20 protein-coding genes are annotated in these 22,373 nt (G+C 42.3%); 10 read left to right on the top strand and 10 right to left on the bottom strand.

Annotation, left to right across the window (positions count from 1 at the left end; translation table 11 throughout):
- Positions 1–111 precede the first annotated feature (111 nt).
- The 5 genes from V7K60_RS19140 to V7K60_RS19160 all read left to right on the top strand — a co-directional run bounded on the left by V7K60_RS19140 (position 112) and on the right by V7K60_RS19160 (position 3,788).
- The gene (locus tag V7K60_RS19140; RefSeq protein WP_334927393.1) at positions 112–1,848 is read left to right on the top strand and encodes a S8 family serine peptidase; all 1,737 of its coding nucleotides are present in this window, start codon (positions 112–114) and stop codon (positions 1,846–1,848) included.
- Positions 1,849–1,897: 49 nt separating this feature from the next.
- Complete coding sequence (locus V7K60_RS19145; RefSeq protein WP_334927394.1) at positions 1,898–2,278, top strand: protease complex subunit PrcB family protein; 381 nt, start codon at positions 1,898–1,900, stop codon at positions 2,276–2,278.
- Positions 2,279–2,347: 69 nt separating this feature from the next.
- Complete coding sequence (locus V7K60_RS19150; protein ID WP_334927395.1) at positions 2,348–2,650, top strand: hypothetical protein; 303 nt, start codon at positions 2,348–2,350, stop codon at positions 2,648–2,650.
- Positions 2,651–2,931: 281 nt separating this feature from the next.
- Positions 2,932–3,480 (top strand): hypothetical protein, encoded by a 549-nt coding sequence (locus V7K60_RS19155; protein WP_334927396.1) that lies wholly within the window; start codon positions 2,932–2,934, stop codon positions 3,478–3,480.
- A gap of 92 nt (positions 3,481–3,572) precedes the next feature.
- On the top strand, positions 3,573–3,788 hold the full coding sequence (locus tag V7K60_RS19160) for a hypothetical protein (RefSeq protein WP_334927397.1): 216 nt from the start codon (positions 3,573–3,575) through the stop codon (positions 3,786–3,788).
- 14 nt (positions 3,789–3,802) lie between these two features.
- Here the strand turns inward: V7K60_RS19160 and V7K60_RS19165 are convergent, their stop codons facing one another.
- The 4 genes from V7K60_RS19165 to V7K60_RS19180 all read right to left on the bottom strand — a co-directional run bounded on the left by V7K60_RS19165 (position 3,803) and on the right by V7K60_RS19180 (position 6,563).
- Positions 3,803–3,994 carry a hypothetical protein gene (locus V7K60_RS19165; RefSeq protein ID WP_334927398.1) on the bottom strand — a complete coding sequence of 64 codons (192 nt, stop codon included), beginning with the start codon at positions 3,992–3,994 and terminating at the stop codon, positions 3,803–3,805.
- A gap of 150 nt (positions 3,995–4,144) precedes the next feature.
- Complete coding sequence (locus V7K60_RS19170; protein ID WP_334927399.1) at positions 4,145–5,029, bottom strand: alpha/beta fold hydrolase; 885 nt, start codon at positions 5,027–5,029, stop codon at positions 4,145–4,147.
- A gap of 201 nt (positions 5,030–5,230) precedes the next feature.
- Positions 5,231–5,743 (bottom strand): HugZ family pyridoxamine 5'-phosphate oxidase, encoded by a 513-nt coding sequence (locus V7K60_RS19175; protein ID WP_334927400.1) that lies wholly within the window; start codon positions 5,741–5,743, stop codon positions 5,231–5,233.
- 163 nt (positions 5,744–5,906) lie between these two features.
- Positions 5,907–6,563 (bottom strand): DUF3386 domain-containing protein, encoded by a 657-nt coding sequence (locus V7K60_RS19180; RefSeq protein WP_334927401.1) that lies wholly within the window; start codon positions 6,561–6,563, stop codon positions 5,907–5,909.
- A gap of 100 nt (positions 6,564–6,663) precedes the next feature.
- Here V7K60_RS19180 and V7K60_RS19185 point away from each other — a divergent pair, with 100 nt between their 5' ends.
- A complete protein-coding gene (locus tag V7K60_RS19185) occupies positions 6,664–7,335 on the top strand; it encodes a LuxR C-terminal-related transcriptional regulator (protein WP_334927402.1) in 672 nt (223 codons plus the stop codon).
- 483 nt (positions 7,336–7,818) lie between these two features.
- Positions 7,819–8,496 carry a hypothetical protein gene (locus V7K60_RS19190; protein ID WP_334927403.1) on the top strand — a complete coding sequence of 226 codons (678 nt, stop codon included), beginning with the start codon at positions 7,819–7,821 and terminating at the stop codon, positions 8,494–8,496.
- Positions 8,497–8,600: 104 nt separating this feature from the next.
- Here the strand turns inward: V7K60_RS19190 and V7K60_RS19195 are convergent, their stop codons facing one another.
- Together V7K60_RS19195 and V7K60_RS19200 are read right to left on the bottom strand one after the other, a co-directional pair.
- Complete coding sequence (locus V7K60_RS19195; protein ID WP_334927404.1) at positions 8,601–10,109, bottom strand: BamA/TamA family outer membrane protein; 1,509 nt, start codon at positions 10,107–10,109, stop codon at positions 8,601–8,603.
- Between the two features lie 16 nt (positions 10,110–10,125).
- A complete protein-coding gene (locus tag V7K60_RS19200; protein ID WP_334927405.1) occupies positions 10,126–10,932 on the bottom strand; it encodes a DUF3598 family protein in 807 nt (268 codons plus the stop codon).
- Between the two features lie 114 nt (positions 10,933–11,046).
- On the opposite strand from V7K60_RS19200, the gene V7K60_RS19205 reads away from it, so the two are divergent.
- Positions 11,047–11,202, top strand: coding sequence for a hypothetical protein (locus V7K60_RS19205; protein ID WP_334927406.1), 156 nt, complete (start codon positions 11,047–11,049; stop codon positions 11,200–11,202).
- Positions 11,203–11,230: 28 nt separating this feature from the next.
- Here the strand turns inward: V7K60_RS19205 and V7K60_RS19210 are convergent, their stop codons facing one another.
- On the bottom strand, positions 11,231–12,133 hold the full coding sequence (locus tag V7K60_RS19210) for a cell division protein FtsX (protein WP_334927407.1): 903 nt from the start codon (positions 12,131–12,133) through the stop codon (positions 11,231–11,233).
- 579 nt (positions 12,134–12,712) lie between these two features.
- Here V7K60_RS19210 and def point away from each other — a divergent pair.
- Positions 12,713–13,276, top strand: a complete 564-nt coding sequence (gene def / locus V7K60_RS19215; protein ID WP_334927408.1) for a peptide deformylase — start codon at positions 12,713–12,715, stop codon at positions 13,274–13,276.
- Between the two features lie 11 nt (positions 13,277–13,287).
- Positions 13,288–13,491: a hypothetical protein gene (locus V7K60_RS19220; RefSeq protein ID WP_289798204.1), complete on the top strand. Its 204-nt coding sequence runs from the start codon at positions 13,288–13,290 to the stop codon at positions 13,489–13,491.
- Positions 13,492–13,554: 63 nt separating this feature from the next.
- On the opposite strand, the gene V7K60_RS19225 is transcribed toward V7K60_RS19220, so the two are convergent.
- The 3 genes from V7K60_RS19225 to V7K60_RS19235 form a co-directional block, all read right to left on the bottom strand.
- A complete protein-coding gene (locus V7K60_RS19225) occupies positions 13,555–17,082 on the bottom strand; it encodes an NB-ARC domain-containing protein (protein WP_334927409.1) in 3,528 nt (1,175 codons plus the stop codon).
- A 195-nt stretch (positions 17,083–17,277) separates the two neighbouring features.
- Positions 17,278–18,630 (bottom strand): efflux RND transporter periplasmic adaptor subunit, encoded by a 1,353-nt coding sequence (locus tag V7K60_RS19230; RefSeq protein ID WP_334927410.1) that lies wholly within the window; start codon positions 18,628–18,630, stop codon positions 17,278–17,280.
- A gap of 260 nt (positions 18,631–18,890) precedes the next feature.
- Entirely contained in the window at positions 18,891–22,364 is a 3,474-nt protein-coding gene (locus V7K60_RS19235) for an efflux RND transporter permease subunit (RefSeq protein WP_334927411.1), read from the bottom strand.
- Positions 22,365–22,373: the final 9 nt, after the last annotated feature.

Raw genomic sequence — 22,373 nt, forward strand, 5'->3', positions numbered from 1 at the left:
AAGCGATCGTTTTTAAGTTCAAGAGTAAAAACATCAGTGCCTTTGTTGTTAAACAAATAGTGTATTTCCCTATACATTTTTTCGCTCATATCAACTACAAGAGGTTAAAAGATGATTGTAGAAGATGATTTCGACTTTACAGACGAGGAATTAGAAAGTGCTTCTCATCAAATACGCGAACTCTGGGGAGCCGAAGTAGACGACTCACTTGAGAACCTTCTAGAGTATCAAATGCTTGCTGAAGAAGGTGGTGTCAAGTCTTCTAAACGCTATCCAGTCATTGTTCATTACAAACTAAAAAAGTCTTTCGACGATTTCCTTGACGAGTTTGATAAATTTGAGGACTTCTACCAAAAACGCCAAGAAAAGTTTGAATTTAATCAGTTTGACGAGTATGAAAGTTATGGCAATGAATATATTGACTCGCTCTTAAAGGACTTGCCAGACAAGGAAACTGGGGAACATCTAAGACTAGGTAACGCCGTCGTCGCTCAACTCACTAGTCAAGAGCTGAAGAAAGTTGCAGGTCGAGATGATGTGGAATACGTGGAATTTGATAAACCCGCCAGGTTAGAACTAGACCAAAGTTCTAATACAATTGGTTTAGTTAATGCCAGAACTGAAGGACTAGTCGGCACTGGCAAGGGAATAATTATTGCGGTTATAGATGGAGAAGTTGACATCAACCATCCAGATTTAAAAGGTCGTGTTGTCCACAAGCGGAATTACACTGACGAACCTTGGGGGACTCCTATTGCCCCTGAAACCGATCCAATCAGAAACTCTTACGTTCATGGAACTCATGTAGCGGGTATCATTGCAGGCAACGGCTCCAAGTACAAAGGCATGGCACCTAAGGCAATTATCTGGAGTTACAAGATTTTTCCTACCAATGGTGAATCGAGCGAATCTAGAGGCGCAGATGCTATTGAAGATGTCATCAACGATATGAAGGAAGGAGTCAGGATCGCAAACTGTAGTTGGGGAGTCACAAGCGCCAAACTTGATGGAAAGAGTATCGTTGCGAAAACTGTTGAACGAGCCACCAAACTAGGCTTAATTTTGGTGAAGAGTGCAGGCAATGATGGTCTCAAGAAACCAGGATCTGGAAGCATTACATCCCCCGCAGATGCCAAAGGTGACGTAATTGTTGTCGGGGCATCTAGCCATGATGGTACACGAGTGATGAACTTTAGCAGCCGCGGACCAACTGATGACAATCGTCCCAAGCCCGATATCCTCGCACCGGGCGAGAAAATTATGTCTGCCAAGCCTGGTGGCGGTTATCAACCTCTGAATGGTACGAGTATGGCAACACCCCATATTGCTGGTATTGCTGCGTTGATGTTGGAGCGTAACCCGAAACTAAAACCTTGGCAGATTAAGCGAATTTTAATGCAATCTGCAAGGAAGCTGGACTCACCAGAATACGACGAGAATACCCAAGGGATGGGATTGGTTGATGTTGTCAAAGCATTCGAGCTAGTAGAGCAACCGATAGCAGATCAAGAAAAAATTACTTACTCATCAACAGTTAAAGAAAGGAAGTTATTCGAGCAACTGAATATTTGCGTGAGAAATACTGGTGAGGAAACGATGCAAGCTGTAAAAGCTAGCCTGGTGACAAATGGTAATGGCAATGGTATTAAAATTACTAAGGCTGAACAAGATTTAGGTAATCTCCGAATTGGTGCAGAGCGGATGAGCGATTTTGAGATTGAAGTACCTCCTAGCAGGAACTCAGGGCAACATGAGTTTACTTTAAATGTGAACTTTATCACACCAACTGGAGAGCAAAAAACTCAGTCTTACAAGATACCTTATAAAGTTCCGAGTCTTCAAAGATAGGATGTTGGCTAAGTAAAGCAATAACTTAGTAAAGTGAGGCAAATTCAGGATGGAAGTTGATTTCACCACGATTGTAAAAGGAACTTATAGCGGTTACGAGAAAGCCAGCCAGAAGGTAATTGATAACCAAGAACAATGGCAAGACCTTTGGCAACAGCATACCTGTGACACTGAGCCTCCTCCACCTGTTCCCCAAGAGAATTTTTCACGCTATATGATCGTCGCTGTCTTTGCAGGGGAACAGCCTTCTAGCGGTTATTCGGTTGAGATTATCTCAGTCGAAAAAACAGATAACGAATCGTTGATAATTACAGTTGAGTATGATGAGCCTGAGCTTGGAGACCTTGTTCAAGATGTGATTACTTACCCGTATCATATTGTTAGAATTTCCCAAAATTATGTAAACAAAATCGTTTTTGAGCAGGCTTAAAGGAGGAATTAAATTTTCAACATATTCTGAAAATGAATTGAATGTTGATTAACAATAACAGACAAAACCATGAAAACAGAAATAGTCGAACAAGTTGAGCTTTTTTCACAAGAGGAAATTGAGAGCCTAGAGTTACTGCCAGAGGAATTAGAAGCCATTGAAGCAGAGCTAGTCCCCAATCTGGAGAATATATATTTTGAGGATATTGCTGAAGACTTGGAAGCGGCTTTTGAGCAACACTCGGAAGCGGTTCTTGAGTCGTCACCATTCAACAAGTTCAAGAAACTTACAAACAAACGGCGACGGCGATCGCCGTCGGGGTCGCCACCAGGGACACCGCCAGGGACGCCGCCGGGGTCGCCGCGCCGATGAGTCCACAGTCGGAGATACCCCGAAAACCGATTTAGAAACAACATGGATGAAAACGGCAGGGTGAATCAATTTGTTTCATCCTGTTGGTCACAAATCCAGCATATTTGTGACTTGTGTAGAAAGGACGATGAATGACTATCTAACGCTTGTGTACTAGATAATTAGGATTCCTAAAATTGATGGAAATCATCTTTAAACACGTTTAACCAAGTGTATCGTTCACTTAATATCACTGTCACTCGATCCCAATTCAATACACTTCAAAAACAGGAGAGAAAATCATGGAAACACATATATTGAAAAAAGTTGGATTTTTTTCCAAGGCAGAACTGGAGAGCCTAGAGTTAGTACCAGAGGAATTAGAAGCCATTGAAGCAGAGCTAGTCCCTAATCTGGAGAATATATCTTTTGAGGATGTCGCCAAAGAACTGGAAGCTTGTTTCCAGGAAAATATCGAAGAATTAAGGCTAGAAGGGCGTGGCAGTCGTCGTAAAAAAAATCCCAAAAATATCACAACCCAACAGCATAAAACTCAACGTAAATGGCCAAAAGTTAACTTTAATATTAACAAAAACAAGTTAACTAAATTGCTGATGAATACAATAAATTATAGCAATAAAGAGCTAGGTCGAAAAGCCAAATTACTACTTAACCAAATGTCGAAGCAAAATTGGCAGGTTTTGGCTGGTGGTCATTCTGGTGGCTTAGGTGGTGGAGGTCGTCCAGCAGATCCAAATCCTCATATAACTCTGCGAGTTGGAAAGACCACTTACCACTTAAGATATACTTTCAAGCATGGACAAATGTTGTTAACACATATTACTCCGTGAGTCCAACAAATTAACTTTTTGACTTTACTGATTGCAATGGCAAGTGTTAAGCCGCACTCAAAGTAAATTTCACCTGGAAGCGGAAATCGACGTTGACTGATTCGCCCCTCGTAGAGATTCGTCTCGCACTTGAATTTAAGCGTAAGCTAAAAATTATGAAGGTAAAACCAATAGCTAATGAAGAAGGCAATTTTACTTTTATCGATCAACAGGGAAATCCTGATAAACCGATTGAGGTTTGGTACTATCAGCCTCCGAATTTATCTCAAGAAGCGCCAATCGTCTTTACAACTGGAAAGAGAAAATAGATTTCGCTGGCAACTTAGGATTGTTCATGGTTCTGGTCATAATGAAACGAAGATGGCAGAAGCAGCAGCAAAGGTGCTTTTGACGAATGATTAAATGCAGGCGTTGCATAATCCTGGGATGAATATTGTAGCGATCGCTCATGTTGGACGGGGAGCAAGATGCTCCCACTACCATCTTTGTCGAAACCAGTAGCTCCCCAACTCATACCATTTCACTTTAAACTTGATACAAATAAGCAGCAAGAAATGGTAATGCCTGTACTTGGTTCTAAATTTTACTTTATTTTGTGTTAGTATTTTCTCATGAATGATTTCGGATTGCTATATGATTTGACTATGAAAATTTTTCCTAATTGTTAAAGATACCGCTGCAATAAACCAATGAAAATTTCTGGTATTTCCAAATGAGGTAATATTCCGGCATCTGCGATCGCATAAAAATCTCGAATTGCTCTTGTATTTAAATTTGCCAAGCGTTGTCCTAATTTGATGTCGGTAAATTGTGCTTTTTCTCCCCAAAAAATGACGGTGGGAACTGTCAGTTGTTGAATATATAAACTCAGATCAAAGTAAAGATCGCCTCGTAAAAATGCCAAAGCAGCAAACTTGGCATTAGGTTGTTGTGCCGAGGTTAAATAAGCCTCCACCATCTCTTGAGATACTCGTTGTGACTTAGCAAAGAGAAAACTTTGTAAAAAATTTCGGACTGCAATTTCATTTTCAGCACCAAGCATGTAAATAAAATTGTCTAACAGAGGCGCATTGATTACCGAAAGTGGAAGTCTGCGTCCAGCACCCTGCCCAAAATCATCAAATCCAGAGGGGGAAACTAAAAACAGTGCTTTAAATAAATTGGGTTGAACAATAGCTAGACGAATAGCAAAAGCAGCTGTGAGAGATGAGGCTACCACTGTCACCGGCTGGCGACAAGTTTGGATGACAAACTCTGCGATCGTGCTGAGATAATCCCTAATTTTATAATCCCGCACTGGATGAGCCGATTCTCCCCAGCCGATTAAATCGGGGGCTAAAATGTGGTAATTAGAGGCAAAAGCTGGGTAAACTTTAGACCATTCATAAGCAGATGCTCCCCCACCAAAGTTATGGAGAAATAATAATGGGGGTAAATCTTCAGTGTCAGCAATCGCCCAAGGTGCATTCGTTTGGGTATAGTAAACCATTGCCCCCAAGAATGTATGGATGACTTTATGTCCAAAGCCGGGAGGTTGAAACTGAAGCATAAAATTAAAAAATTTAGTTTATTTGAATTTGCATACAGTCAAACTAATTCAGGAATCAAAATACATTTGTCTAAATAGTTCAAGAATCAGGAGAACATTTGAGGAGTCAATATATCAATTACTGCTAAATTATAGCTTCTGACCCTTCGGCAGGCTCAGGGCATCGCTCTTGGGTGCTAAATTCTTGCAATTGATAATTCATCATTTACTCTTGTTTTTTTCAGCATCTCCTGTGATTTGAACGAGTTGATGAAGGTTATCGCCATTAATATGATATGCTCTCCCAAAACCAACAACAAAACGACCTTCACTTGGAGTTAGCCGGAAAATCCGAAAGTCAGATAAGCCATGCAAAACCTCGATAATTTCACCAAACCGCCCTTGAAATTGCTCAACAATTTGATTCCAATTGTCAGTTTCCCGCTCTATCAAAGTTGCCGTACAATCAAAACTCAAACGACGACGGGCAAAAATTAGATTACTTTTAGCTTCATCCTCAATAAACAAGACACTAACATGAGGATTGGCATAAAGATTTTTGGTATGAATCGAAAGACCACTGACGTAAATGTAGATATTTTTGGAATCATCCATTACAAAGGGAGCATAACTAGCATTGGGTATTGCTTGGGCGCTCACGGTGCTAATAATTACACTCTCAAATGCTTCAGGAAACTTTTCGTACTCAGCTTGAATGTTTTCAAGTTGACTCATAAGTAAGATTACCGCTTGATTAGGAACACCTAATAAAGTATCTTAACGTGATTGAGCAATGTCTAGGATGGGCTACAGCTACGCATGGAATGCCCAAAAAAGAAAAGCGATCGCTCCCTTTAACTCAAGAGCGATCGCTAATTTTTGAATTACAGAATACAGTTTAAGCAGCAACAGGTTCCAACAATTTGATGTCAGAGAAAATAAATTCCTGAGTAGAAAATTGTCCTGCTGTCTCGGTGCGAATCTCCCGACGATTTAGGATGAAATAGTCACCAACTTTTTCATACTCATCAATAAATTCGCTTCTACCACCCTTCTGTTCCCCAGTTTTGGGGTCATGGTACACAGAGTCATAGCTGTGGGACAGGTAGCCTTCCCCGGTGTCGTGACTGCTGAAGGTGTCAATAGTAACAAAAGTACCGTGGATTAGACGGTGAACATGGCAGACTTCATTATTGCGGACTTTGTATTTATCGCCCTCAGCCTTACCACCCATTAAAAGCTCAACTGCACCAGTTTCGTCAGTTTTACCATAGCTAAACGTATTGGCGCTGTGGGTATCTTCAAAGCTGCGGCGGATGCGGTGAATTGCTATTTCCCAGGCTTGACCATGAATTGCTTTCTGGGCTGACTCATCCTCTACATCCAAAACTTCGGCTTTGAGATTGGCACTGATGATAACTTTGCCTGTAAACACTTTATCATCATGCTTAAAGGTAATATTTGCGGTATAACCAGGGAAATTCTTGTCCCAAGTATAGCGGTTTTCATAAGCAGCCCGGAAAAGTTCCTGAGCAGAGAGTTGTGTAACTGTCATGTGCTTCTCCTAGTCGCTACTGTAATTAGCGTTTTAGTTTCCTTGGTATTAGCATAGAAGTAATTGTTGAGGCTTGGATAGTCCCCAACTGGGTACACTTATGGCTAATTCTCTACACGCTGTATTTCATGCGATCGCTAATGTCCAGAATGAGCAAGAGTTAAGACTCGCTCTCACGGATCAAATTAGCGAGCATTTTGGCGTGCAAAATTGGGGTATTTATCTCCTAGATGAGCAGCCAACCACTGAGATTAATGTTACAGGCATTCCGGCAGTATGCTTAGAGAGCAATCCAGTGGGGCGCTATGTGGTTGAGCGTCATGCTCCCGCCCATGAACAGTTATTATTATCGCCAGGAGACTGGAAGCATTTTTGTTCGCGTTCCGACCACGAACACGTGATGACTGGGCCAATTGTTTGCGATGGTCGTCTTGTAGGAACCCTTAACTTGGCACGTGACAAGGGAAATCCTGCCTTTAATGGCAACGATTTAGCTGACTTGAGCGCTTTATGTATTCATTTGTCAGCAAAAATGGCAACCCTACGGACAAAACCCAAAATATCCAATTCCCTTTTAGTAAGTCCTCTAACAGCGCGTGAGTTAGAAATTGCCGAGTTAGTGGCACAGGGGTTAACGAATGCGGAAATCGGAGAAAAACTTTGGATTACGCAAAATTCCGTCAAACAAGCTTTAAAGAGGATGTTTCGGAAGTTGAAGGTTTCGGCGCGTGCAGAAATGGTGGCAAAGCTACAAGATATACAAGTTTCTTGAAGGAGGCAGGGGGCAGGGGGCAGTGTTTCGACTACGCTCAACAACCAGGCAGAGATTTTTGGGCTTTGTGCGTAGATTCGGGAATTAGAACTATTAGCCGGACATGATAGGAAAACTTTAATTCTGGGTATAAAATCCAGTTTTAAAAGAAGAATTGTATTGAGTAGAGTGTAGCGAGATACAATTCTTCTTACTTTAATCTCATGCTTTTAAAGGTGGGTTACTCCTGCCTTCTCCCAAGGGGAGACGCTAAATCTGACTCCTGCCTGCTGCCCCCTGCCTCCTGCCTTCTGTCATAAAGACTCTAACTGATGGTAATCTAAGATTGTAGAACCAAATCCAATAAAAACTTTTGTTTTTGACAGTTTTCTTTTTTGGACGATAGTAATATAAGTCGTGAATAAAGTCTTTGACAATTAAGACTTGGTTATGATTTAAGTAAGTTCTATAGAACTTAGTTAGTTTTTTAACAGGAGAAGTAGGGTGCTTAACAACCTTCATGAGTTATTATCTCCCCGAAAGTGGGGAATTCCCCTCGCGGGCTTAGGCTTACTTCTCGGTTTGGGCTTTATAGCCAAGCAGACTCAAGTAACATCATTTACAGATTCTCGATTCTCATCGGCTCAGATTCACAAAACCTCTAAAAACTCTCTTTTGTCGCAGCTTAGAAAAGTTCGAGAGCAAAGAAGTCAACTTAATGCGGCTTCTGGAGGCGGAAACACAGCACCTATAATCACAGCACTGGTTCCAGGCGATCGGGGAACTACAAAAAGCGCAGGAGTTTTACCAAAAGCAAATTTTCCTGTAAAAGATGGGATTTACCTCTATGGTCAATCCCCAAAACCAAACCAGCTTGGTCAAGGTTATATCATATTTCAAAAGCACCAGGACAAGGTAACGGGTGCGCTGTATATGCCCCAATCAGAGTTAAATTGTTTTCAGGGGACAATCAACCCATCAGGAGAGTTGGCGATGACGGTTAATAGTTCATCAAATGAAGCCAGTTCTGAAAAATCGAATCAGGTAGCTACAAGCAATAGACTGCCCAAAGTTGCTGAGGATGAGTCAAATTCTTATGCTTACTCCTTGGCTCTGCAAGACTTTTATCGCTTAAATTCGATCGCTGCTAGCGATCGCCGCACGTTACAAATGTGTAAGTAATCTCCAATGTCTTGATTATGTTCTTTTGGACTAAACACACTCAAATACCCTGAGTGTGTTATTAAGCAATCCTCAGTAGTTTTCTAAGGCTTTTCCGCCACCCGTTAAAATCGCTGACCTGTAGTAACTTCAAATCTAAGTTCTCCTTGGTCGCTAATTCCTAAGTCACCTCGAATCAGCCCAAAGGATGACTTGACGCGCAATCCTAAGCCGTAACCAAAACCACTTCCAGGTTTATTTCGTAGCACTCCTGGTTCTCCTAGCACGGTTTCGCTAGACCCGAAATCTGAAGCGAAGTCAGTAAAAAGAACTCCTCCGATTGAGTAAAAAATTGGGAAACGATATTCCACAGAAGCTAAACCATAACTCCGACCACTGGCAACTTTTCCATAACCGTAACCTCTAACAGAATCTAGTCCACCAATATTAAAAGCATTAGCTGGTGGAAAGTCTCCAATAGTCGTACCAATTTGTAAATTAATCGCCAACATTTCTGGATTGTCAGTTGGTTTACCATTACCGATCCAACTGACTGGTAAATACTGAATATAATCTCCCTGTAGGCGGTTGCTAGAAATATTACCCAGTCCAATCGGAATTGCTTGTTCTGTGCTGAGAGTGAGAATTGATCCTTGAGTCGGATTTTCTCGGCGATCGCGTTGATCTCTGGATACAGAAAATAATACTGTAAATAAGTCATCAATGCCAGTACCGCTGACAGATAGAGGATTCCCTAATCCATCGACCCGTGCGACATTATATTCGCGATCGCGTAGGCTAATTCTGGTGTAATTCAAACTTATAGCTGCATCCCACTCATCAAAAGATCGTAAAACTCCTACAGAACCACCAAATCTTCCCTCGCGTACTTTGTCACCGCTAGACAATCTGATATCTTCGTTGAAGGTTCCCGATATATTACGATTACGAAAAGCTCTGATGCTGTAGCCTAAGCGGTTTGGTTCTTCAGGACGATAACGACTAGTAAACTGACCATTAAATTGGACATCTTTACCGCTGATTTGCACAGTTGTATCTAATTTATCGTTAAGACCGCTGATATTTTCATCTTTATAACCCAACCGACCGAATAATCCAACATCTTCGTTACTACCGCCTCCTAAGATTAGAGAAGGGAAGTTACGCTCTTTAATTTCATAGATGAGATTAACGCTCTTGGCATCTTCTTGTCGATAAACATTGACTTCATTAAATGACTCTAATCTCCTCAATCGTTGCAAGTCTGCTTCTAGTAAATCTTCACGGAATACCTGACCAGGTTTGAGTTTCAGTAGACCTATGATAAACTCTTTTTGAGTACGTCCTTTGATTGGCTGACCTTTGTCATCGATCAATTGATCTTTGTTATTGACAAAACGAATCTGGATGTCTTTGACAATTCTCTGAGAAAACTCGACAGACTGGCTATCTAGTGGAGTTAATCCAATATAATCACTATATTTGGCATACCCTTCCTCTATCTGTAATGTAGGTTTTGTTGTCACAATACTAGTGCTATCTTCAGTAGAAGATTGCGAGTCTGCAACGGCCTCTAGATTTTCTCCAGCTATTAAGATGACTGCGATCGCAACTACAGCTATTTGAATATACATAAATAAAGCTTTTTCATTACACCCTTTCTTCAGTAACTAATGTCAAACTAACCCATTCGCCTTTCTCGTTGTAGCTGCGAATCATCCGTCGGCGAAGGTTTGGCTGAATTAACCAACCCGCTTCTATAAAAAATGGTTGGCGTAACTGCACCTTGAGAGGTGATGTTGCAGAAGCACCATCTGGTAAAAATAATACTTGCACCTGCTTTTCTGGGTCTTGGTCAAAGAGAACAATGGGGCCTGTGATGGTAGCAGTTGAGGTAATTGTACGTTCTGCAAAAGAGGTACTTTGAATGAATCGCCCAGTATCATCAAGTTGTAATTTGAAGGTTGTAGAGTAAGTATCAGGCGATCGCAAATCTGGATATATTGTTACTGCTTGACCTTGCCATTCTCCCAACAAATCATTTATCTGCAAAGTTGGACGTTCTGCTGCTGGAGTTCCAGCTAGATATTCTCGAATTAAGATTAATTCCTTTAGCTGACCAGTATTATCAAACAGTTGTACCAGACGCAAGCGGCGATTTTCATGAACCAAAGCGAGTTCTCCACCGAATTCGGAAAATGGCCCTAGCTGAATTACACCTTCAGAAAAGGAACCATTTTCAAAAAACAGCAGACCCCCTCCCACAGAATTAAATTCTCTGATTATATCTTGTCCCGAACGGCTTAGAGTTAGGCGCACTTTCTGGCTATTGTTCAAACCTTCTAGGGAAAGACGACTAGGAGTATCATTCAAAAGTGTTCCTTGGGGGGAAAAATTCGTAAATGAACCTTCCCAAACACCGAGATTCTGCAAAAAACATTCCCATTGTGATTTCATAGTGATTTTGTCATTTGTCATTTGTCATTTGTCATTTGATTAGCCCTGTTAAGTTGATATTTAGGTTCAATTTCATATTCGTTCAAGCAAAACTTCAGTTATTCTTTTAAAATTTTGAAAATTTCGAGTTCAGAGGTCGAAGTTCCCAGTTCAGAGGTCGAAGTTCCCAGTTCAGAGGTTGAAGTTCCGAGTTCGGAGGTTGAAATTCCGAGTTCAGAAGTTGAAATTCCGAGTTCAGAAGTTGAAATTCCGAGTTCAGAGGACAAATGACCAATGACAAAGGACTAATGACCAATGACTATCCTTTAGCAAAACGTCGGACAGCAAATAAGCTCCCCATTAATCCTACACCTGCACCGAAACTCAAAAGGATCAGGGGCAATAATAAAATTTCTGCTGGAGTGAGTTGCACTCTGTTGGTGATGACTTGGATAAACTCAGGTTGATTGACTAGCAACTTACCGAGAAACTGTTGAATCACAGAAATGAAACTCCAAGCGATCGCACCACCAACCAAACCAAAAGCAATTCCTTGTAAAATAAATGGGAGGTAAATCCAAACAGAAGTTGCTCCCACTAGTTGCATAATTTCAATTTCCTGGCGACGTGCCATAACAATCAGCCTAATTGTGGTAGTAGTCACTGCGATCGCTGTTAAAGTCAGAATAATCGTAATTGTTAAAGTAATCCAGTTCAGGCCTCGGTGCAACTGGGCAATGCGTTTGACTGCTTCATCGACATACTGCACCGTCTCAACTCCTTGTAATTTAGCCAATTGTGTTGCTAAGGTTGGTACAACTTGAGAATTACGTGCTTTCACCTTCATCTCATCAACCAGAGGATTCTCACCTAGCTGCTGAGTCGCACCCTCAATATCAGAAATTCTCATTTCCTTAACTAACTTAGTCCAAGCTTCTTCTTTGGTAATGGTTTTTATCGCCGCCACCTCTGGCATTTTTGCGATTAGTGGCTCCATGCTTTCCATCCGTGTATCCGGTTCGAGATAAACTGATACTTCTAGCTGGCTACCAAACTGATAAAGAAGTTTTTCAACTTGCCAAGAGGTTTGCAGACTCAAGCCGAATAAAAACAGTAACACCGTCACGGTACTTACAGCAGCCCAATTCATCCAACCTCCCCGCAATAAACCGAGGAAAGTTTCTTTCAGCAGATAGTCAAGTTTCGTGAAAGATTTAAACACACATCACCTCAAAATTTGAACTTAACGCCAAAGCACTAAGTTCAGCTTTTGCGTCTTTGCGTCAATAACACCACTATTTATAGTCAATGGTGCAAAGTTTGCCAATACATCAGCTTTTATCTATTGCTACTTTTTTCCTCTGTCCTCCTGCTGTCTCGACCATTTACCCGATCTTCATACCATTTGCCACAAATATACTCACTATTGCTTTTAACAGTTATTGATAATAATTGGCTAGCTGTTCTGATTCCTAAGCAATTTTACTGTTCTTTAAACTTGACCTCAAAGACCTAACCCCCTAGTAAACCTTCCTGACAATAAGTAATCGGCATTTAAGTTGCATAAAAGCAGGGCTGGAGCCGCTTACTACGAGCGAATCATTCTGGAAAAGTGAATGACGATTAGCTTAAAATAAGGGTTTTACAGCCTCTCCCCTTTGGCATCAGCCTGCCGTTAGGCAAGCAAAGAGAGGAATGGCATCTGGGTTTTTGGTATACTCCAGGACTTTTTAAACATCCTCTAACTGAGATTGATAGAATTAGAAAAGTAGGAATTTTCACCATCTAGCCATCGAGACTCATGCCCTCTGAAATTGCTGTCGAGAAAAAAAAGTTAAAAAATCCACCTTTGGAGCTTCATTATTTAGGCGATCGCGTGCTGCGTCAAGCTGCAAAGCGGATTTCTAAAGTTGATGACGAACTTCGCCAAATAGTGCGCGAAATGCTGCAAACTATGTACAGCAAAGATGGCATTGGTTTGGCTGCGCCCCAAGTAGGAATTCACAAACAACTAATTGTCATCGATTTGGAACCAGAGAACGCAGCTAATCAGCCTTTGGTGTTGATTAACCCCACTATTAAACAAGTCAGCCGCGACATCTCTGTTGCCCAAGAAGGATGCTTGAGTATTCCCAACGTATATTTAGACGTGAAGCGCCCTGAAGTCGTGGAAATTGCCTATAAAGACGAGTACGGTCATCCCCGAACATTAAAGGCTAATGACCTCTTGGGACGGTGCATTCAGCACGAGATGGATCACCTTAACGGCGTGGTATTTGTAGACCGTGTAGAAAACTCCTTGACTTTAGCCCAGGAGCTATCTAAGAATGGCTTCTCGTATCAAGCGGTGAAACCAATAGCATAGGGGGGGCAATAGTGTATTTAACTCCAAAAAGCAGTTTATTTCTGGGTGGTTCTTGTGTAAGTGCGATCGCCGCCGTCGGTTCGATTTTTGAACTCGGTTACGGACAACCAGATTTTGGTGTCACAGCCACGGCAATTATCCTGGTATTGAGCATTCCACTCACAGGATTATTTTTCTTTGCCGCAGTTAAGGACGCAAGGGCTAACATGAAATAAGCATCAGGTACATAAAAAAGGTAAAAGGATGAAGGAAAAAGGCAAAATTCATTCTTTTACCTTTTATTTTTGCTCTCCATCTTCCACTGCCCCTAAAGCTTTTAGCGTCACTAACTGCGCTGTGGTTAACCCTGTAACCCCGGTGATATTCATTTTTTCGTAGGGTCGTGGCGATCGCAGTATTCTTAGGCAATCACCCGTCGATACATCCCAAAGCTTAATTGTCTCATCTTGGCTACCACTAATCAGGGTTTGACCATCGGGACTAAAGGCAACTGACTTTACCCAATTAGCCCCTTGCAAAGTTTTCAAGCACTTGCCATTATAGACATCCCATAATTTTATCGTTTGGTCTTCACTGGCACTAGCTAAAATTTGACCATCGGGACTAAAGGCAACTGACCAGACTCGATTAGTATGTTCTTGCAAAGTTGTAAAGCACTTGCCCATGAAAACATCCCATAATTTCACTGTTTGGTCATCACTGCCACTAGCTAAAGTCTGACCATCTGGGCTGAAAGTAACTGACCTGATCCGATTGCTATGTCCCTCCAAAATATGGAGACATTTTCCTGTATAAATATCCCATAACCTCACTCTTTGGTTTTCACTGCCACTAGCTAAAGTTTGACCATCGGGACTAAAGGCAACCGATCTTACCCAACTTGTATGCCCTTTCAAGGTTTGGAGACATTTACCATCACGAAGATCCCATAATTTCACCGTTTGGTCGTCACTGCCGCTAGCTAAAATTTGACCATTAGGACTAAAAGCAACTGACCTAATTCGATTAGTATGTTCCTGCAATTTTTTGAGGCATTGTCCCGTCTGAACATCCCATAATTTAATTGTTTGCTTTTCACTGCCGCTAGCTAAAATTTGACCATCAGGACTGAAGGCAATTGACCGTACCCAACTATTATGCCCCTCCAAAATTTTGAGGAATTTATCGTTACGGACATCCCATAATTTCACTGTTTGCTTTTCACTGCCACTAGCTAAAATTTGACCATCGGGACTGAAGGCAACTGACCTTACTCGATTGCTATGCCCCTGCAAGGTTGTCAAGGACTTACCATCCTGGACATTCCATAACTTCACTGTTTGGTTTTCACTACCACTAGCTAAAGTTTGACCATCGGGACTGAAAGCAACTGACCTTACCCGATTGGTGTGCCCCTGGAAGGTTTTCAGACATTTACCATTACTAACATCCCATAAATTCACGGTTTGGTCGTCACCACCGCTAGCTAAAGTTTGACCATCGGGACTAAAGGCAACCGACCATACCCGATTGGTATGTTGCTGCAAGGTTTTCAGACATTTACCATCACTAACATCCCATAATTTCACGCTTTGGTCGTCACTGCCACTAGCTAAAGTTTGACCATCGGGACTAAAAGCAACTGACCTTACCCAACTGCTATGTCCCTGCAAAATTTTCAGGCATTTACCATCACGAACATCCCATAAATTCACGGTTTGCTTTTCACTGCAACTAGCTAAAGTTTGACCATTGGGACTGAAGGCAACTGACATAATTCGATTGGTATTTTCCTGCAAAGTTATCAGACATTTGCCGGTGTGGACATTCCATAACTTCACTGTTTGGTCTTCACTGCCACTAGCTAAAGTTTGACCATCGGGACTGAAAGCAACTGACCTAACCCAACTGCTATGTCCGTGCAAGGTTTTCAGGCATTTACCATCATGAACATCCCATAATTTCACTGTTTGGTCATCACTGCCACTAGCTAAAGTTTGACCATCAGGACTGAAGGCAACTGATTTTACCCAACTGCTATGTCCAATACAGGTAAAAAGTAGCTTTCCATCTTCAACTTGCCACAAGTAAGTCTTGCCATCAGCATCACCCGTAGCCAAAAGTTTTCCATCCGGGCTAAATGCGACTGACGAAATACTAACTAATGTTTCTGAAAAAACGCATTTAGCTAAATCAGCATTGGCAAAACTTACCCGATGCAAATGCACACTTTGTAAATATGCTTGCCAAATAGTCAGATTAGAAAAATCATAGCCTCTAAAATCAGTTTGTAGTTGACAAAGGATATTTAACAGATTTCCACCTGCATATCCTGCTGTTTGGGGAACCTGTCGCAGGTACAATAAAATTTGATATAGATGATGTTCGATATTTTTAGCATATCTAAAAATAGTTAATAACCTATCTATAATTGGTTTAATAATCAGGGTAATCTGAGTGTTTCTAATATAATCTTTGGCCGTAGCTTCCATTAAAGCATGGCTCATAAATAGTCTAATATTACGAGTGGTAATTTCGTGACAAACCTGTTCAATCAGTTGGTCAGTCATGTATTCCATGACCACAGACTGGAGGGTGAAAAGTGCTGTTCTTTGTTCAATTAGCGACCGCCTCCGTAGAGATTCTAGCGCTTCCATCACTTCCCTTTTGGACAAGGTACGCACAATATCATTTAGGAATTCGTCGAGAGAAACTAACTCGCGCTTGATTGCTAGCCAATAAATTATTTCTTTTTCTATTTTTGACAACCGCTCAAATTGCTGGTTTAGTAAATTTCGGGTGTCACCAAAAATTATCTCTCCTTCAGCTAGAAAAGCAGCGATATCACCACCAAATAACTCCCGAATGGGTTCAGAAACAAGCTTTAATGCTAAAGGATTGCCTGAATATTTCTCAATAAGTTTGGCCCATTCCTGTTGTGAGCCAAATAACCTTTTATCTTGGAGAATTTCTTGTCCTTCTGTTTCTTCTAAGCCAACTAATGATAATGTTCTGACTGGTGATGCTTCTCCCTCTAAAGGCGCAAATTCTTTTGGTTTTTCACGAGATGTTAGCACCAAGCAGCTTTGGTGCGCTTCTTCCCCTACCCGCCTAAGTAATTGACCGTAATCTTTATATTCTTGTCTATATTGTCCGGCGCGATCGCCTTCTTGTAAAATTGTCTCTGTATTATCAAATACCACAAGGCAACAACGCTCTCGTAAATAATGAATCAGCAGCGTTACTCTACCATCTACGCTTTCTGGCAAATCTGTTTCCCTATCATCAGATAAAAACCCGATCAGGTTCGCTAACATCTCTGCAACAGGTGGCGCATTGCGGAGACTTCGCCAAATCAAATACTCAAAATTCTCCTGAACTTCCTTTGCCAGTTTCACAGATAAAGCAGTTTTGCCGATTCCTCCCATTCCCAATATTGCCACTAGTTGGCAGTTATCCTTAATGAGCCACTGCGTTAGCTGAGACAATTCTGCTATGCGTCCCCGAAAAAAGCAGACACCAGGCGCTTCACCCCAATCTTGACGGTTTTGGGTAATGGATTTCTGATTGTGTGAAGATGCTTGATACTCAGATTCTATAACTTGCTGTAACTTAGTGAGCTTACCTGGACCGCTACCAGTAACATTAAATTTCTTGTAAACTTCACTTAATCTTTTGCGTACTGCCTCGGCACTGATTGCCAATCTTTTGGCGATCGCATTTGGCGATTGTCCCTCAACAGCATATAAAAAGACTTCAATTTCGCTGTTAGACAAGCACCGTTTTTCGGCTAAAGCCAAAAGAACGTTTTCGGGAATGACACTCATACTCACACAAAGACATATTACAAACCAATGTTATCTCACATAGTGAGATAACATTACTGCCAATCTGGTATCCCCTCAATATTTCGGGGTAAACATTTGCTGTGGGAATGTTTTCTTAGGCTTTGTCGTTCTTTTTTTGACAGGATGGGCGATCGCGCGGATGAGTTTAGTGTACCTCACTTAGATAGATTGAGTCTACTTTCTATGTGCAACTGGCTGCACGCGCAAACCCTCTGTCTCATCAACTGTAGGAGTGGCAATCAGCGATTCGTTTCCTGTCAGACCTGATGTAATTTCTACTTCAGTACCATAATCTCGCCCGACGGCAACTTTTTGATAATGCACTGTATGGTCTTTGGTTACAGTTGCTACCTGCGTACCTCCGGCATTAACAACTAAGGCACTATCTGGCACAACAAAGGGAGGATTAGTACGGTTAATCGCAAATCTGACATTGGCATACATCCCAGGTCGCAGCGTCGCGTCTAAATTCTGCACTTCTAATTGTGTCAGCAAAGTGCGAGTAGTTGGATCTATGGCATTGCTAGTACGTATTACTTTACCCGTAAACACTCGTTGGGGTAGCTCTCTGACTGTAATTTGTGCTGTTTGTCCAGTTTGAAGTGACTGTGATAAACTCTGGGGAACACTCACATTTACCTTTAGATTGTCATAAGCAGCAATAGTATAAAGGCTACTATTGCTAGTGTTAGTGTTGCTGGTACTGTTACTGGTGTTGCCATTACCTGCTGAAATTAAAACACCTGTATTGACATTACGTGCAGTAATCACTCCTGCAAAAGGAGCAGTGACTTTCTTATAAGACTGCAATACGGTATTACGCTGGAAGTTTGCTTGACTTGCGTAGGCATTAGCTTGTGCTGCTTTGATGTTGGCAGAGTCAGAATTAATAGTGTTTTGTGCTGCCTCAACGCTGGCAAGATTAGCTTGATATGTAGCATATCTTGTATCTGCTTCTTGTTGAGGCACTGCACCTTGCTTGACAAGAACACTCCAGCGCTGCCAACTCTGACGTGCGATCAATAGATTAGCGCGGGCTTGCTTCAAATCAGAAACGCTTTTAGCTAAATTAGCACGAGTTTGAGATACATTGGCTTGTGCTTGCACTACCTCTGCCTTCGCTTGCAGAACTTGCTGATCGATGTCTGGTGAATCAATTTCTGCCAACAACTGACCGACTCGGACGCGATCGCCAATATCTGCGTACCACCGCTTTAAATACCCAGTACTGCGAGCGTAGATGGTCGTTTGATTCAGGGCTACAACACTGCCAGGTAGTTCCAATTTGGTAGCACCAGTAGCGCGACGGGGAGTAATCACGTTGATCGAGGGGAGGGTGCTTGCTTCCTTGACTGCTGCTTGTAATTCTGACTTTTGGCTTAATCGGGGTAGAATGCCTACGGCCAGTAAGCTACCAAAAAAAACAGCACCAATTACAGCCCAACCAATTGCACCGATGCCGCGCCTGTGTTTTTTAGAAGTCGTTTGTTGTTCAGAATCAGGAGATGGACGATGCTGAGAATCCATAGGTAAACTGTCCTGTATTATCTAAGAAAGCAAAAATTTAGCGGCTAGAGTCATTACCATCATTGGTTTTGACAAGAAAGCAGGGGAGCAGAGAGGCAGAGGACAAAAAACTCTGTTCGGTACAAGCCTCATATATTATGGGCGATATCTTCCTTTGAAGTAGAGGAGGTTCGGTGCGCTACAACTTTTCTCCTCTGCTTCCCATCCCCTCTGCCCCTTTGCCTCTGTGTAACCTGCTCAAATGGCAAAGTTTGAATTGCTCATGACTTGCCTTGAGATGATGACAACGAATATGCTGTCTGCGAATCTGAGAAATTTAAATCGTCATCATCCTGATCGATAGGACGAGGTTGTTGACGCCGCATAATGCTGTATACAACAGGTACAAAGATGAGAGTAGCAACTGTTGCAGCTGACAAGCCACCAATTACAGCGCGACCCAAGGGTGCATTCTGTTCACCACCTTCACCAAGACCAAGAGACATTGGCACCATGCCGATAAGCATAGCTAAGGCAGTCATCAACACCGGACGTAACCTTGTATAGCCTGCCGCTAAAGCTGCTTTATAGGCATTTTCCCCTTCTACACGTTGCTCGTTAGCAAAAGTGATCATTAGAATACTGTTTGATGTCGCCACACCTATACTCATAATTGCACCCATTAACGAAGGAACGCTGAAAGTGGTGCCGGTGACAAACAGCATCCAGACAATACCAGCTAAAGCACTTGGCAGTGCCATCATAATAATCAAGGGATCGAGCCAAGATTGGAAGTTCACCACCATTAAGCAGTAAACCAGTACAATTGCAAACACAAGTCCTAAACCAAGTCCCAGAAAGGAAGAGTTCATCGTTTGCACTTGCCCACGGACATTAATCTGACTTCCCTTAGGCAATTTTTTCTGATAATCAGCGATAATTCGATTTACATCGCTGGCAACTCCCCCAAGGTCACGGCCAGAGGAGTTAGCGTAGATATCGAAAACTGGCTGAATGTTGTAGTGATTCACAACTTGCATCACTGTGTCGCGTTTGACACTAGCTAAATTACCTAAAAGTTGGGGTGCAGTTTGAGCGTTGCCAACTGGCGTATTTTTCAGGCTGTCAATAGAGTCAAGTTTGTACTGGGGAACTTGTACAGCAAGAGTGTAACTCACGCCTTTTTTGGGATCGAGCCATTGGTTGATTGCAGATTGACCGCTTGAACTTAAGGAAGTGAGGACGCTATTGGCAATATCACGCTGGGTCATACCCAGTTGTTGAGCCTCGGTGCGATCTACATCAAGACGTAATTTGGGAGCATCGACAACTTGGTGAAGATGTACATCTACAGCCCCAGGAATGCGCGTCATCCGGGCGGCGATTTGTTGGGCAATTTCAAAGTTGCCCTTTGAGTTTTTCAGAGGGCCAGATATTTGCACGTCAACAGCAGCAGGCAAACCGAAATTGAGAATTTGAGTCACAATATCAGCCGGCTGAAAAAAGAAGGTGTAGCTGGGAAATGTCGCTTTCAATTTCTGGCGGAGTTCCTTGATGTAAGAAGAAGTTGCACCAGATTCTTTTAGAGACACAAGAATATCAGCATCAGCCTGTCCAATTGTGGCACCGTTGTAGCCATAAGTAAGGTTAATGCCACTGGTGGGTAAGCCGATGTTATCCAAAATCAGAGAGAGATTCTCTTTGGGTACAGTCTGGCGGATAACGTCATCAACTTGGCTAACAATTCTTTCTGTCTCTTCCAAACGAGTGCCAGGTAAGGCTCGAACATGGAGGCTAAACTGACCACCATCGACTTCAGGGAAAAAGTCTTGACCGACGAACGGCAACAAAACTCCTGCACTGACGATAAAAGCACCAAATAATACAAAGACTATGCGGCGGTGATTTAATGCTGAAGTCAGGACATTGTAGTACCAACTGCGAAGCTTCTCAAATTGTCGGTTAAACTTTTCGTGTAGCCGCCATATCCAATCTTTCTTCACAGGTTTGGCAGTTGTCGTTGTTGCTTCTGACTTTTGGTGGTGGTTGTCGTAACCATTATTGTTTTGGACTGGCGAATCTAGATGATGGTTGTCGCGATTATCATGGATTTCGACTAGTGAAGAATGGCTGTGGTGATTGTCGCGACCATTATTGCTTTGGACTGGCAAATCTAGATGATGGTTGTCGCGACCATTATTGTTTTGAACTGGCGAATCAAAATGATGGTTGTTGCTATGACCATTATGATCCTCGCTTTCTCTATGCCAGTCTACTTCAGATGGTAGAAAATAGCTTGCCATTGTCGGGACTACAGTCCGAGATAGCACATAAGAAGCAAGCATCCCAAATACTACCGCCATTGCTAGGGGGACAAACAGGTACTTTGCCACTCCACTGAGAAACACCACCGGCACAAAGACAATACAAATACATAATGTTGCTACAAGTGCTGGAGTGGCGATTTGCTGCGCCCCATCTAAGATTGCTCGCTTGATGGGTTTACCTTGTCCAAGATTTCGGTGGATATTTTCAATTTCTACTGTGGCATCATCTACAAGAATACCGACAGCTAAGGATAAACCACCTAAAGTCATGATGTTGAAAGTTTGTCCCAAACGACTCATTACAATAATTGAAACTAGCATCGAGAGAGGAATCGATACGGCTACAATTACGGTGCTGCGCCAACTTCCCAAAAAAATCAAAATCATTAGTGCGGTGAGACAGGCTGCAATCAATCCTTCTTTGAGAACGCCTTGAATCGAAGCTTTCACAAATATAGATTGATCAAACAAAAACGCTAAATTCAGTTCTGGGGGCAAGGTGGATTGGATGCGAGGCAAAGTTTTTTTAACCCGCTCGATCACATCAATCGTTGAGGCATTGCCACTTTTCAGGATACTAAGTAAGCTCGATCGTCTGCCATTCTGACGTACAATGTTTGATTGCACACCAAAGCCATCTCTTACCTGGGCGACATCACGAATGGAAATGACAGTACCATTAACTTGCTTAATCGGTAAGTTATTGAGGGCTGCCACCACATCTGGACTATTGTTGATTTGGACGGCGAAGTCGCGAGCGCCTATTTTCATATCACCTGCGGGCAAGACCAAGTTTTGGGCACTGACAGCATTAGTCACGTCTTGAGCAGAAATGCCATTAGCCAACATCGCTTGGGGATCGATATCAACCATAATTTGCCGAGGTTTACCACCATAGGGCAGAGGTATACTCGCTCCTTGCACTGTTGCCAATTGGGTGCGGACGAAGTTGGTAGAATAGTCGAAGAGTGCTTCTTCTGGCAAGGTTTTGCTACTGACACTCATCTGGATAATCGGCACCGAAGAAGCGTTGTATTGAATGATGAATGGCGGTGTGATCCCCGGTGGCAAAGGGCGGAGAATTGTTTGGCTGACAGAGGTAATTTGAGCAACTGCTGAGGCGATATTGGCGTTGGGTTGGAAGAAAACCTTGACAACGCTAACACCGCTTAAAGATTGAGACTCAATGTGTTCGATGTCACCAACGGTTGTTGTCATAGCGCGTTCGCTAATGGTAACGATTCGCTGTGCCATTTCCTCAGATGTGGTACCAGTGTAAGTCCAAACTACGCTGACAACCGGAATATTAATTGAAGGAAAAATGTCAACTGGTGTACCAAATATCGTGACTGCACCCAGGATCGCAATCATCAAAGCGGCGATCGCGAATGTATACGGAAGACGTAAAGCAATTTTGACGATCCACATAGTTAGTTA

The sequence above is a fragment of the Nostoc sp. genome (genome assembly GCF_036917555.1).
In the GTDB taxonomy this organism is placed as follows: Bacteria; Cyanobacteriota; Cyanobacteriia; order Cyanobacteriales; family Nostocaceae; genus Nostoc.